At 38.0% G+C, this 12,550-nt stretch carries 13 protein-coding genes and 1 riboswitch; of the genes, 4 read left to right on the top strand and 9 right to left on the bottom strand.

What is annotated here, in order from left to right; genetic code table 11:
* Nucleotides 1-6: 6 nt before the first annotated feature.
* Nucleotides 7-69: riboswitch (Fluoride riboswitch) on the bottom strand.
* Between the two features lie 6 nt (nt 70-75).
* The 5 genes from B4Z90_RS01620 to ubiE all read right to left on the bottom strand — a co-directional run bounded on the left by B4Z90_RS01620 (nt 76) and on the right by ubiE (nt 3,030).
* Nucleotides 76-450, bottom strand: a complete 375-nt coding sequence (locus tag B4Z90_RS01620; protein ID WP_115050725.1) for a DUF423 domain-containing protein — start codon at nt 448-450, stop codon at nt 76-78.
* 11 nt (nt 451-461) lie between these two features.
* Nucleotides 462-965, bottom strand: a complete 504-nt coding sequence (locus B4Z90_RS01615) for a GNAT family N-acetyltransferase (RefSeq protein ID WP_236560229.1) — start codon at nt 963-965, stop codon at nt 462-464.
* 36 nt (nt 966-1,001) lie between these two features.
* Nucleotides 1,002-1,451, bottom strand: a complete 450-nt coding sequence (locus B4Z90_RS01610; RefSeq protein WP_070565629.1) for a GatB/YqeY domain-containing protein — start codon at nt 1,449-1,451, stop codon at nt 1,002-1,004.
* A 10-nt stretch (nt 1,452-1,461) separates the two neighbouring features.
* On the bottom strand, nt 1,462-2,223 hold the full coding sequence (locus B4Z90_RS01605; RefSeq protein ID WP_115050727.1) for an SDR family oxidoreductase: 762 nt from the start codon (nt 2,221-2,223) through the stop codon (nt 1,462-1,464).
* A 66-nt stretch (nt 2,224-2,289) separates the two neighbouring features.
* Nucleotides 2,290-3,030, bottom strand: coding sequence for a bifunctional demethylmenaquinone methyltransferase/2-methoxy-6-polyprenyl-1,4-benzoquinol methylase UbiE (ubiE, locus tag B4Z90_RS01600; protein WP_112376154.1), 741 nt, complete (start codon nt 3,028-3,030; stop codon nt 2,290-2,292).
* Between the two features lie 384 nt (nt 3,031-3,414).
* Between ubiE and dnaB the strand changes: the two genes are divergently transcribed.
* From dnaB to B4Z90_RS01585, 3 genes are all read left to right on the top strand, one after another.
* Complete coding sequence (gene dnaB, locus B4Z90_RS01595) at nt 3,415-5,025, top strand: replicative DNA helicase (RefSeq protein WP_370445164.1); 1,611 nt, start codon at nt 3,415-3,417, stop codon at nt 5,023-5,025.
* 413 nt (nt 5,026-5,438) lie between these two features.
* Nucleotides 5,439-5,912: a 23S rRNA (pseudouridine(1915)-N(3))-methyltransferase RlmH gene (gene rlmH / locus B4Z90_RS01590; RefSeq protein ID WP_286801251.1), complete on the top strand. Its 474-nt coding sequence runs from the start codon at nt 5,439-5,441 to the stop codon at nt 5,910-5,912.
* A gap of 26 nt (nt 5,913-5,938) precedes the next feature.
* Nucleotides 5,939-6,085, top strand: coding sequence for a hypothetical protein (locus B4Z90_RS01585; RefSeq protein WP_172462499.1), 147 nt, complete (start codon nt 5,939-5,941; stop codon nt 6,083-6,085).
* Nucleotides 6,086-6,517: 432 nt separating this feature from the next.
* Here the strand turns inward: B4Z90_RS01585 and B4Z90_RS01580 are convergent, their stop codons facing one another.
* From B4Z90_RS01580 to B4Z90_RS01565, 4 genes are all read right to left on the bottom strand, one after another.
* Nucleotides 6,518-7,771 (bottom strand): PQQ-dependent sugar dehydrogenase, encoded by a 1,254-nt coding sequence (locus B4Z90_RS01580; protein ID WP_201638990.1) that lies wholly within the window; start codon nt 7,769-7,771, stop codon nt 6,518-6,520.
* 154 nt (nt 7,772-7,925) lie between these two features.
* A complete protein-coding gene (locus B4Z90_RS01575) occupies nt 7,926-8,171 on the bottom strand; it encodes a hypothetical protein (RefSeq protein ID WP_286801250.1) in 246 nt (81 codons plus the stop codon).
* Between the two features lie 71 nt (nt 8,172-8,242).
* The gene (murI, locus tag B4Z90_RS01570) at nt 8,243-9,067 is read right to left on the bottom strand and encodes a glutamate racemase (RefSeq protein WP_286801249.1); all 825 of its coding nucleotides are present in this window, start codon (nt 9,065-9,067) and stop codon (nt 8,243-8,245) included.
* Between the two features lie 53 nt (nt 9,068-9,120).
* Nucleotides 9,121-10,536 carry a glycoside hydrolase family 125 protein gene (locus B4Z90_RS01565; protein ID WP_286801248.1) on the bottom strand — a complete coding sequence of 472 codons (1,416 nt, stop codon included), beginning with the start codon at nt 10,534-10,536 and terminating at the stop codon, nt 9,121-9,123.
* A gap of 195 nt (nt 10,537-10,731) precedes the next feature.
* Here B4Z90_RS01565 and B4Z90_RS01560 point away from each other — a divergent pair, with 195 nt between their 5' ends.
* On the top strand, nt 10,732-12,405 hold the full coding sequence (locus B4Z90_RS01560; RefSeq protein WP_286801247.1) for a gliding motility protein RemB: 1,674 nt from the start codon (nt 10,732-10,734) through the stop codon (nt 12,403-12,405).
* The last annotated feature ends 145 nt before the right edge of the window (nt 12,406-12,550 follow it).

Genomic DNA, 12,550 nt, shown 5'->3' with positions numbered 1-12,550 from the left:
TATACTAAAATAGTAGACGTCATCAGCTTATCAGGGCGGTTCAGGGCAGACATCATTGCCATATTTATTTCAAATCTACAAAAAACGAACGATAACAGCAACCCAGCCTGCGATCATAAGCAATCCGCCGAGCGGGGTAATTGGGCCAAGAAACTTTAGATTCTTTTTCCAGTATTCAGCAAACGATAGAAAATATATACTTACAGAGAATAAAATAGTTCCTAGTGTGATCAGATAAAATGCCACTCGTTCAGACTGAAGCTCAAACCGAAAATTGAATCCTAGAATCAATAGGGTTAGTGCAGCATACATTTGATATCGCACGCCGACCTCAAAGGATTCCAGTTTTTCAGCGGATAGGATTTTTTTGAACGCATGGGCTCCAAATGCACCTAGGATAATAGCGAAGCCGCCAAATAGAGCGGCCGTGATGATGACAACGTTTTGCATGCCTGAATTTACTAAATTGTGGGTTTAATCATATCAATATGAAGGATTCCGTAATCAGGGTAGGGCTCGGAGATTTGTTTAAACCCTAATTTTTCATAAAAGGATTTTAAATGAAATTGTGCGCCTATTTGTATCTCGCCTTCACCAAATTCTTTATAGAGAGATTCGATGGAATGAATCATTAATTGTTGACTCAAACCGGTTCCGCGAGCTTGCTCAGCGACAATGACCCGACCGATGGAAGCCTGCGGATAGGAGAGACCAGGGGGAACTAATCTCGTGTATGCAATGATATCATCATTGTGTTCCGCCCAAAGATGGAGACAAGCAAAGTCCTTATCGTCCAATTCAGGATATAAGCATTCTTGTTCCAAAACAAAAACTTCCATTCGAAGCTTTAAGATACGATACAGTTCTTTATTGTTGAGTTCATCAAACTTCTTGAGGTTCCACTGAAAATCCATCATTAAAATAAAAAAAAGAGTCAAATTAAATCGATATATCAGGGAAGACATACCCGATTTAATTTGACTCGAGTGATTTGAAAACTTTTATGCGAGAAGACTTTTAACGACTTCAGAGATTGTTTTGCCATCAGCTTGTCCTGCAAGCTTTTGATTTGTTGCACCCATTACTTTACCCATATCTTTAATGGAAGAAGCTCCTGTTTCTACGATAATTGCTTTGACAATGGTTTCAACTTCTTCTTTGCTTAACTGTTTGGGTAGGTAAGCCTCGATTACTTTTTCTTCCTCAACTTCAATTTCATACAGATCTTCACGGTTTTGCGTCTTATAAATTTCAGCAGATTCGCGACGTTGTTTGACAAGTTTTTGTAACACTTTAATCTCCGCCTCCTGGCTAAGATCTTCTGCATGACCTTTTTCTGTTTTCGCTAAGAGGATAGCTGCTTTAATCGCACGTAAACCACGTAATTTTGCCGTGTCTTTTGCGATCATTGCCGCTTTAATGTCTTGATTTATTTGTATTTCTAATGACATGATATTTAAATTATTTTCGATTGACAAGTGTGCCTGTAGCCTGCGCTGTAGGCATGATTAAGAGATCGTTTATATTGACGTGTGCAGGTCTGGTAATGACGAAAAGAATCGTTTCGGCAATATCTTTACCTGTTAGAGGTTGTACACCATTGTAAACATTTTTAGCTCTTTCTCGATCTCCATGAAAACGAACTTCCGAAAACTCAGTCTCTACCATTCCGGGGTCAATAGAGGTTACCTTAACGCCTTGCGTTAGCAAATCAATACGCATCGCTTTAGTCAACGCGTCGACAGCATGTTTGGTGGCACAGTACACATTTCCATTCGGATACACCTCTTTCCCTGCAATAGATCCTAAATTAACAATATGAGCGCCGTTGTCGGTATCCATAAGGGGTATCACAGCTTTACTTACATACAATAAGCCTTTGATATTGGTATCAATCATTCTGTCCCAATCGCCGATATCACCATCTTGAATAGGATCTAATCCCTGGCTCAACCCAGCATTGTTGATGAGAACATTTATTTTTTTCCATTCGGGGGGCAAACCTTCAATTTGGTTTGCAACTTGCTCAGCATCTCGGACATCGAGCTCAAATATATGGATCTGAATAGTCGGGTAGGCCGCAAGTAGTGTATCTCTTAATGTTTCTAAACGGTTTAACCTGCGCGCGCAAAGTAAAAGATTATACCCCTCTTTCGCTAAAACTTCGGCACAAGCCTGACCGATGCCGGAACTTGCTCCTGTAATAAAAACTGTTTTAGTCATATATTGTAACTAGTTGGTATTTAAAATTTAATCAGATTTTCCCTAAAAAACAGTGCCTCGGTCACCCTATTTTGTAGCAATATAGATGGTACAGATGCCAAACGTCTGTGGTCTAACAATAGTTTCATTAAAACCAGCTTTTTTGTTTATGGCCACGAACTTTTGGCCGTCCGGAAATTGAGCAACGGATTCCGGTAAATATTCATATGCACTGGAATCTTTTGAAAAGAATTTTCCAATGGTTGGTGTGATAAACTTGAAATAAAAATTATACAATTGTTTAATGGGGAACTTTTTCGGATTAGAAAATTCTAAAATAACAGCTTTCCCACCAGGCTTTAATACGCGGTATATATCCGATAAGCCCTTTTCCAGATTTTCAAAATTGCGGACACCAAATGCTACAGTAACTGCGTCGAAGGTATTATCTTCGAATTGAAGCCGCTCAGAATCTCCTAACTGAACTTCAAATTGATTCGCTAATCCCTTGCTTGCAATCTTTTTCTTGGCGACTTCAAGCATGCCTTGGGAGATATCGACACCAATAATCTTTTTTGGATTCAAGATTTTAATTGATTCCAGTGCAAAATCACCAGTTCCTGTCGCTACATCCAACATCAGTTGCGGTTTTATGGACTTTAAGGAATTGATGGCTTTTTTACGCCATATAATGTCAATACCCAAAGACATGAAATGGTTCAAAAAATCATAGGAATGCGAGATATTGTCAAACATATCTGCTACCTGTTTCTTCTTCCCATCGTTGGTGTCTTTGTAGGGCTTTAGTGTTGAGGAATCGTGCGTCATTTTACAAAGATACAATATATGAATATTTTTCGGTGCTAAAAAAGGGATTTGTTTTCATATCAAAGTCAGTTTATTTTGATGGTAGTGGAGGATATTGATTTGTTTTTGACCATTTTGCTTATTCACAATAGTTTAAGTTATTAACATTTTTTAAAGTATTGATTTTGAGTGGTAAATTTTTATTTTCAACATCTTTTCAACAGTAGGTGTTGAAAACTAATCCTGTAAATCTGTGTCCATCAAAGCTTTTTGGGGGTTCGGATCTGATCGTCGAATTTCCCTGTTTGTAAATCCTCATGGTGGTGAATTTTATTTTTTATACATTTGTTATCCTATCTAAAATTTATAAGGATAGCAAAGCTATATTTCTGATATAATATCATGATGAACGACAGTAATTTTGAAGCGAATAACACGGATAATAACAAACGGGGTAATTATGGCGAACGTCGTACCAAATTAAATAATTTGGTGAGCGGTTTGGGTAAACTTCCGCCGCAGGCAGTGGACCTTGAAGAAGCTGTCCTGGGTGCTTTGATGCTGGAGAAAAATGCACTGAGTGAAATTATTGATATTCTAAAACCAGAATCGTTTTACAAAGAATCGCATCAAAAGATCTTTGAAGCAATTTTTGGTCTTTTTCAAAAGACTTCTCCAATTGATATATTGACAGTTACCTCGGAACTTCGACGGATGGGGGCTCTTGAAATGGTCGGCGGTGCCTACTATATTACGCAATTGACAGACCGCGTGGTTTCTGCAGCTAATATTGAGTATCATGCCCGTATTATTTCTCAAAAATATATTCAGCGTGAGCTTATTAAGGTTTCTACCGAAATTATCAATAGTTCATATGATGAAACATCAGATATCTTCGATCTTTTGGATCATGCCGAAAAAAGCTTGTTTGATATCGCGCAAAATAACTTGCGACGAGATTCAAGAAAGATGGATGATATCATGCGTGAGGCGATTTCTAATCTTGAAATGCTGCGGGATCGCACAGATGGTCTGACAGGTGTGCCTTCGGGTTTAACAGCCTTGGATCGTATGACTTCAGGTTGGCAGCCTTCTGATCTTGTTATTATTGCAGCACGTCCAGCGATGGGAAAAACTGCATTTGTACTTTCTGTCGCGCGTAATGCCGCTGTGGAACACGGTAAAGCAGTCGCCGTATTCTCGCTGGAGATGTCATCTGTTCAGCTCGTCAATCGTCTAATCGCTGGTGAAACCGAAATTGAGCAAGAGAAATTGAAAAAAGGAAATCTTGCTGATCATGAATGGCAACAATTACATTCGAGAATTGGTCGATTAACTGATGCACCTATTATTATTGATGATACGCCGGCGTTGAACGTGTTCGAATTTAGAGCAAAATGTAGGCGTCTAAAAGCACAATACGATATCCAAATGGTGATCGTCGATTACTTGCAGTTAATGCACGGTAAAGCAGACGGTAAAGGCGGGGGTAACCGGGAACAAGAGATTGGTAGTATTTCGCGCGCGTTGAAGTCTGTAGCTAAGGAATTAAATATCCCCGTGCTTGCATTGTCGCAATTGAGCCGTGCAGTAGAGTCTAGACCGGGCAATAGTAAGCGTCCTATGTTGTCCGATTTACGGGAGTCTGGTTCTATTGAACAGGATGCTGATATGGTTCTTTTCTTATATCGACCTGAATATTATGGTTTGACAGAAGATGAAGAGGGACGTCCTACTGCCGGTGTCGGTGAAGTTATTATTGCAAAACACCGTAATGGTGAGACCGGAATTGTTCCACTTCGCTTTGTGGGTAAATTTGTGAAGTTTGTGGATTTAGAAGATGAGTTTTCGGGTATGGGGGGTGGAGATGGATTCGGTGATGCGCCGGCTACATTTTCTGCTTCGGCCTTGAATCCGTCGCCAAACTTTGCAGATGATTTTAGTGCTGGAGGTTTTAGTGGAGGTATTACTATGCCCTCCCGAATGAACGATATGCCTGATGATGCGCCATTTTAGTGGTTAATTTTACATAAGTATTCCTAAATAACAGAAAAAAACCGAATGATTTAAATTCGGTTTTTTCGTTTACCGCGTCCGGCTTGTTTTCGCTAGTAAAACAAGGTTATTATCCATTTTCAACGTGATGTATTAAGGGTGTACGCAAAAATAAATGTTTTAAAACTAAATGAACAAATGGGGTTAATGTTTTTTTGTCGTTTTGATTGTTTTTATTTTAAATAAAATCGGAACTTTGTGCGCCTTTGGGTTTATTAGAATGGTAGCTTTTAGACTTAGTATAACAGGTCTTAGACAAAAGTTGGTGAACAGTTTTTCGACAATGACAGGAAGCTAATGGATATTCATTATTTTGGATCGAGCAAGTTTGCTTTTATTTGGCTATTGATGGCAAAAACAAATAATATATTTCGATGAAAATAACATTACTTTGTATAGGTAAGACGGATGACAAATACCTAATTGAAGGTATTGAAAAGTACATTAAGCGATTAAAGTTTTATGTGAACTTCAGTATTGTCGTTATTCCCGATATCAAGAATGTCAAGAATCTTTCTGCTGAACAGCAAAGAGATAAAGAGGCTTTGCTGATTTTGAAACAGCTACAACCACAAGATCTAGTAGTTCTGCTAGACGAACATGGAAAAGAATTTCGCTCCTTGGAGTTTTCAGCTTATTTGGAAAAAATGATGGTACAAAGTGTTCAGCATTTGGTATTTATTATAGGAGGCCCCTATGGGTTTGACCAAAAGATTTACGATCGGGCAAAATCAAAAATCGCTTTATCGAAGATGACGTTTTCGCACCAAATGATTCGTTTGTTTTTTACAGAGCAGCTTTATCGTGCTTTTTCCATCATGAAGGGGGAGCCTTATCATCACGAATAATATGGAAAAAAGTCCGTAACTTCATCATGAATAAAAACAAGCTTATGAATTTGCCCAACAAACGAGATTATCACTATAAAAGTGACGAAGGAGAGAAAAATAGCCAATTGAATAAATACATTATGATTGCTTGTATTATTATCGTGATCTTATTGGCCTATTTTTTCGCATAGCTTAATGTCTTTCCATACGGATTTAGTAAAAGAAATAAATCTCTTACTTAATATCCGTATGGAGGATATCAGCAGATGATTTTAATAAATTTTAATTGAATTGTTTAAGCAAGAACGCTTAATTTTTGGGAGAAGATTGGCAGGTTTTGCGCGTTCTTTTTGGGGCGGTGTTGTTTACGAATCCCCAGTTGGTCATATAGAATGACAAGGGATTAATTTCTAATAATTTTTTCATTTTTTCTTTTTTTACCATATAATAATTTATTGATTCGCTAATAGATGATCAATAATCGAGCCAAACTATGATATTTGTCATGTTCGAAAAGAAATATAGAAAATAAGGTCAATAAAAGTAGTTGAAAGTGTGTTTTTGAGGGCCAAGTCAAAATAAAACGCAGCCCATTTGAGAGGGGCTGCGTCGAATCAAGGAATTTATTTTTTATCAATTTTATATAATTTTCCGATATCTGTAATAGCGTACAGCGCGCCATCTTTTCCCTGCGTGATATCTCTAAATCGTTGTCCTTCACTACCTAGTAGACGCTCTTCTCCAACCACCTTGTTATCCTTCAGTATAATTCTGGCAATGTGCATGCTGCTCAAACCACAAATAAAGAGATTATTCTTCCATTCTGGAATATTCTGTCCGGTATAGAATGTAATTCCACTAGGAGAGAGGACCGGATCCCAATAATAGACAGGTTGTTCCAGACCGTCTTTTTGTTGTATACCCGCACCAACTTTATCGCCTTTATATTCTATACCATATGTAATCGTTGGCCATCCATAATTCTTACCAGCTTCAATTCTGTTCAGCTCGTCGCCGCCCCGTGGACCAAATTCGGTTTCCCAAAGATCGCCGGTTTCCGGATTTAAGGCAAGCCCTTGAGGATTGCGGTGTCCATAACTGTAAATTTCCGGACGGACATTTGGCTTGCCTATAAATGGATTTCCTGGAGCAGGCTGTCCCTCAGTGGTGATGCGTAAGATCTTGCCCAATGCTGCATTCAGATCTTGTGCCAATGGTCTTGTAACCAAATCAGATCTTTCACCCGTACTCAAAATAATATTTCCTTCTTTATCAAAGATAATACGACCACCATAATGCAGATTCCCTTTATGAGCCGGAGTAGCTTGATAGATCACCTTAGCACTTTCTATCGATTTCTCGTCTGCAGACAGTTTTCCTTTTGCAACAGCCGTCAACGTCCCAGCAGCGGTATTATCAGAGAAAACCCAATAAATCATACGGTTTGATTCGAATTTTGGATCAAGACGTAACCCCAGAAGTCCACCTTGCCCACTGCTATTGACTTGAGGTAAACCTTTTATTGGGTCACTTAATTTACCGTCCGCCGTTGCAATGCGAAAATTCCCCTCTTTTTCTGAGATTAATAATCGGCCATCAGGCAGCGCAGTTATGCCCCACGGAGATTTTAATCCCTCAGCAATTACTTTACCTTCGAACGGCGTGCTTGTCTTTGCACCCTGAATTCTCGTTTGTCCGGCAAATGCTGGTTTATAACTTGTGTTTGCCTTCTGTGTTTCTACCGGAGGGTAACTTGTTGTATCAGTTGCAGTATTTGAACTGCTATCCGAACTCGAATTTGAATTCGCATGGTTGGAATTACATGCGGTTAATCCTAAAGATACTGTTAAGAGGCTTATTGTCAGTTTGGTTTTCATTATCTGTGACTTGTTTTTTGGTCTGATTATCTGCTTGAAGATATTAAAAATTAATGAAATATTATTTTACAGAATGTAATAATATAAATATATAACTCTATTAATGAGAAAGGGAGGATGCTAGCCAGCCAATAGATTTTAAATATTAAAAGAGTTATTTTTCCGCCAGGCAGTGTTGTACGATTCGGTGGAGTTCAGTTTCCTTGTTTACATAATAATCACTTATATCTAGAATCGTATTTGTGTTTAAATTGTAGATACACACCGGTACATAGTTAGGCTGGGCAGATGTCTCGAAAGTTTTAAAATAATCTGCACTTTCCTGAATACTTGAAAATCCTTTGGATTCACAATGTTGTGTATCCTGATTGTAAGCAATGGTTATAAAGTTCTTTTTCATTGTACTAGCCTTTTTATCAACATAACGAAGACCAGGAAGTAAAAGTTTTAAAAATCATTGCCTTTTATTTGTTAAACACTAATGTGGCTTGCGGCTATTGGCTTTCCAAAAAATATTTTTGCTTTACTTTCAAAGTCTCTTGGATCATCTGTCGTATAGAAGGCCAATTGTCCATTTTGGGAACAAATAGTTTCAATCTCCTGATGACGATGGAGATAGTCCCTTAAGCTGTTTGCAACAATTGGACCCTGAGAAATGATATTGATATTGCTTGGTGTATATTTTTTGATTACGGGCAGCAATAAGGGATAGTGGGTACAGGCAAGCACAATAGCGTCGATCTGATCGGACTGTTGTAAAAGTTCCCGTATATCTTTTTCTACAAAGTAATGAGCGCCTTCTGTATTGATTTCGTTATTTTCTACTAAAGGGACCCAAAAAGGACAGTCATGTTGAAAAACTTCTATTTTTGGATTAAATTTATGTATTTCTATTTTATAGGATTCAGATTTTACCGTTCCCGTAGTAGCTAAAATCCCGATCTTATTAGTTTTCGTAAAATTGTGTACAATTTCGGTAGTGGGTCTGATGACGCCGAGGACTCTCTTTCCCGGCGGTAGATCATGTTGTTGTATGGTTCTTAATGCTTTTGCTGAAGCTGTATTACATGCCAGAATAACAAGGTTACAGCCTAGATCAAAAAGTTTAAAAACACATTGTTTGGTATAGTTATAAACGGTTTCAAAAGACCGTGTACCATAAGGGACCCGAGCATTGTCCCCTAAATAGATATAATCGTACTGAGGTAAAAGATGTTGAATTTCCTTAAATACGGAGAGTCCTCCGTAACCGGAATCAAAAATGCCAATCGGACCTGGTTTTGATAAATTATCCATAACACAATGTTATAAGTTCTTCCACTTATAACATTGTGTTACAAGTTTCAGCTTTATTTAAGCAAAGATGGTTTCTCTTTGTATATTTTCCAAATTAATTCGCCAAATAATGTATTTGTCCAAGCAAACCAATGTCTTGTGAATTTTTTAGGATCGTTTTTATGAAAAGACTCATGCATAAATCCAGTTCCGCCATGCGTATTGACCAGCGTTTTGATGCAATTGCGAATCTCGTCATCATTTGTCGAAGTTTGCGCTCGCATAATAATGGACATCGGCCAGATCATATCTCTTCCTATGTGAGGTCCGCCAATGCCTTCTGCTGCTGTTCCCTTAAAAAAGAATGGATTTTTATCAGACAAAACAAAGTTACGTGTACGTTGATAAACTTCGTTATTTAGATCGACAGCCCCTAAATAAGGTAGAGCCAATAAACTCGGAATATTTGCATCATCCATCATAAGATGGCTCGAAAAACCGTCTACTTCAAAGGCATATATCCGGCCTAGCGTCGGATGGTCGATGATACCATATGTATTGACTGCTGTTTCGACCTCATTCGCAAGAGCTTCCATTTTGACAGCTAGTTCATGTTCATTTTTAACCTTTTTCAAAATTTCGGCAGATTGTCTAAGGCTAACGATCGCAAATAAATTGGATGGAATAAGAAAGGAGAAAATGGTAGAATCGTCTGACGGTCGAAAACTGGAGCAGATCAAACCAACTGGATTTACAGGATATCCGTAGCCATCTACTTGTAATGTATCGGAGCCTCTGGAGGTTGTACGTTCAAATTTGTACGGGCCTAGACTATCTTTACGCTGTTGCTCAACAAAAGTCTGATATATTTTATGTTGCGCTTCTAACCATTCTTCATTAAACGGGCTATTGTCATTCGTTTCTTTCCAATAATGATAAGCTAATCGAATTGGATAACACAATGAATCGATTTCCCATTTTCGTTCATGGATTCCAGGTTTCATATTTGTGTGATCACTGAACCATTCGCCTTTTTTGGTCGGATCGTTATAAAATGCATTGGCATAGGGATCAATGTTGATGCATTTACTCTGCTTTTGGATTAAGCCAACAATAAGATCCTGTAGTTTTTTGTCCTTTTTCATAAAAGGAAGGTATGGCCATACCTGTGCACTGCTGTCACGCAACCACATGGCATCAATATCCCCTGTAATTACATAGGTATAATTTCTTCCGTTTTGAACATAGGGAAATACCGTAGTATCTAAGGTATTAGGAAAGCAGTTGTTAAATAACCAAGCCAGTTCCTTATTTTTAACATTTTTCTGAAATTCTACAATTGCATCTTCGATGACCTTGCTCGAGAAAAGTCTTTTCTCTTTACTTGTTCGTACAGTGGGAAAAGAATGTTCTTGAGCAAATGAAAATTTGCTTGTAAGTGCACCCGCGGTTAACAGGCTTGCGTTTTGGATAAATGTTCTGCGTTTCATGCTTGCTAGGACTGATTTTAATGTTATAAGGTTATTTACTAAAATGCAAGATATAAATATTTTTGAATAAAAGGAATAGCAAATACGATTTAGCATTATAAAATTGACTGAACATAGGAATAAAGTCATTTTTATTCGGTTAATTTGCGTTTAGGAATGCATTTTGCTAGAAAAAATAATCTTTGAAATAATTTTATGAGGCTTAATATAACAAAAAATAATAATTTACTCCGAATTGTGCTGGCAAGCATGGGGGTAGGTATTTCCTTCGGCGGTTTTGCCCAGATCAAGAGTCAGCCTTATTCGTATCATTTTTATCAAAAAATGAACGATGCGGTTTATTCTACTGAGACGAGGATGCACACTGCTGCTAAACCATTCGTCATCAAAGACTCTTTATTGTTAGCCAAGTTTGATTCAATCCAATCCAATAAGCCTGTTTCTTCGTCCAATTGGTTTATGCGTAAGATTTTTAATGAACATCTGGTGCAGGTTGAGAAAGAAGATTATACATTCTATGCTGATTTTTTACCGGATCTTTATATTGGAAAGGATATGTTAGGCGACAAGCGTCGGACATGGATGAATAGCAGAGGATTTCAGGTGGGATTGAACGTGGGTAATAAATTTACATTCAATACTTCCGCATTTGAAAGTCAGGCGGTATTTCCCAAATATTTGGATGACTATATCGTTGCCAATAAAGTAATCCCTGGTCAAGGGAATACAAAATTTCAGTCCAAAAATAAAATGGACTGGATGTATGCGACAGCCAGTATGACCTATGACGCACATAAGTATATTCAAGCGACGTTGGCCTATGACAAGAACTTTATTGGGGATGGGTATAGATCCATGCTGTTATCGGATTTTTCTTCAAACTATGCACATTTGAAATTGACCGGCACGATAGGAAACGTTCAATATACGTCGATCTGGGCCTACATGAATGATCCGACGCATCCGAGACAGGATTTGACTGGTACAACTCCTATGGAAGGGCAGAATAATACACGTTTGGGGGATGGTAAAAAATGGGGGGCTTTTCAATATTTGGATTGGAATGTGACCAATAAATTATCGATAGGATTTTTTCAGTCTGTTGTTTGGGCTGCGCAGGATGAAGCTGGAAAAAGAGGTTTTGATTTCAGTTATATTAGTCCTATTATCTTTATCCGACCTGTTGAAAATAATAATCGTACTTCGCCGGACAAAATGTTTTTGGGGTTAACTTCCAAATATAAACTACCCTATAATTTGACGGCATATGGTCAGTTCTTATTGGGGGAGTTTACCGCGAAAGAGTTTTTTGCCGGGAATGGATATGCGCATAACAAATGGGGAGCACAACTTGGTGTCAGGGGATATGATATGTTTGGTGTGAAAAACCTGAACTTTTTAGCCGAGTATAATACAGCCAGACCATATACTTACGCACACTTTAAGTCGTATTCAAACTATAGTAACAATGCCGAGCCATTGGCTCATCCGAAAGGGGCAAACTTTAGAGAGCTTGTTGGCCTTGTGAATTATGCATGGGATAGATGGGACTTTTCGTTACAGGGTATGTTTACCCAAAATGGACTTGATCTGCCTGATGGAAGTAATATGGGCGGTAACATCTTCCAATCCTATAATACAATACCAAATCTATATGGAAATCATATTGCCCAAGGAATAAAGAATAATATCTATTATGCGGATGCTAAGGCTGCCTATGTGCTTAATCCCAAGTATAACCTCCGTTTAGAACTTGGTTATACCCAACGTTACGCAAAAGCACAATATGAAACACCTGTAGTTAATAAATCTGGCGTAGTGTCATTTGGACTTCGTTCGAGTTTCCGGGCAATTTATAACGATTTATAGAAATTTTTATAAACCGATCTATAATTAAAATAAACTATATTGTTTTGGCGATAAATGCTGTAAAACCAATATAGTTTATTTTTAAATTTAGTTTTAGCACAAATTGACAATTAGGGGAGACGCTTGGATACAATTAGAATAAATA

Source organism: Sphingobacterium sp. UBA5639, assembly GCF_002421245.1.
GTDB lineage: Bacteria > Bacteroidota > Bacteroidia > Sphingobacteriales > Sphingobacteriaceae > Sphingobacterium > Sphingobacterium multivorum.
This window is presented reverse-complemented; position numbering and strand designations above follow the sequence as displayed.

Bases quoted from the DNA above. Each gene is read 5' to 3' on its own strand.
- rlmH (WP_286801251.1), top strand. From the start codon at position 5,439: ATGAAAATAACATTACTTTGTATAGGTAAGACGGATGACAAATACCTA.
- B4Z90_RS01585 (WP_172462499.1), top strand. From the start codon at position 5,939: ATGAATAAAAACAAGCTTATGAATTTGCCCAACAAACGAGATTATCAC.
- B4Z90_RS01605 (WP_115050727.1), bottom strand. From the start codon at position 2,223: ATGACTAAAACAGTTTTTATTACAGGAGCAAGTTCCGGCATCGGTCAG.
- murI (WP_286801249.1), bottom strand. From the start codon at position 9,067: ATGGATAATTTATCAAAACCAGGTCCGATTGGCATTTTTGATTCCGGT.
- dnaB (WP_370445164.1), top strand. From the start codon at position 3,415: ATGAACGACAGTAATTTTGAAGCGAATAACACGGATAATAACAAACGG.
- B4Z90_RS01575 (WP_286801250.1), bottom strand. From the start codon at position 8,171: ATGAAAAAGAACTTTATAACCATTGCTTACAATCAGGATACACAACAT.
- B4Z90_RS01620 (WP_115050725.1), bottom strand. From the start codon at position 450: ATGCAAAACGTTGTCATCATCACGGCCGCTCTATTTGGCGGCTTCGCT.
- B4Z90_RS01610 (WP_070565629.1), bottom strand. From the start codon at position 1,451: ATGTCATTAGAAATACAAATAAATCAAGACATTAAAGCGGCAATGATC.
- B4Z90_RS01615 (WP_236560229.1), bottom strand. From the start codon at position 965: ATGTCTTCCCTGATATATCGATTTAATTTGACTCTTTTTTTTATTTTA.
- ubiE (WP_112376154.1), bottom strand. From the start codon at position 3,030: ATGACGCACGATTCCTCAACACTAAAGCCCTACAAAGACACCAACGAT.
- B4Z90_RS01565 (WP_286801248.1), bottom strand. From the start codon at position 10,536: ATGAAACGCAGAACATTTATCCAAAACGCAAGCCTGTTAACCGCGGGT.
- B4Z90_RS01580 (WP_201638990.1), bottom strand. From the start codon at position 7,771: ATGAAAACCAAACTGACAATAAGCCTCTTAACAGTATCTTTAGGATTA.
- B4Z90_RS01560 (WP_286801247.1), top strand. From the start codon at position 10,732: ATGAGGCTTAATATAACAAAAAATAATAATTTACTCCGAATTGTGCTG.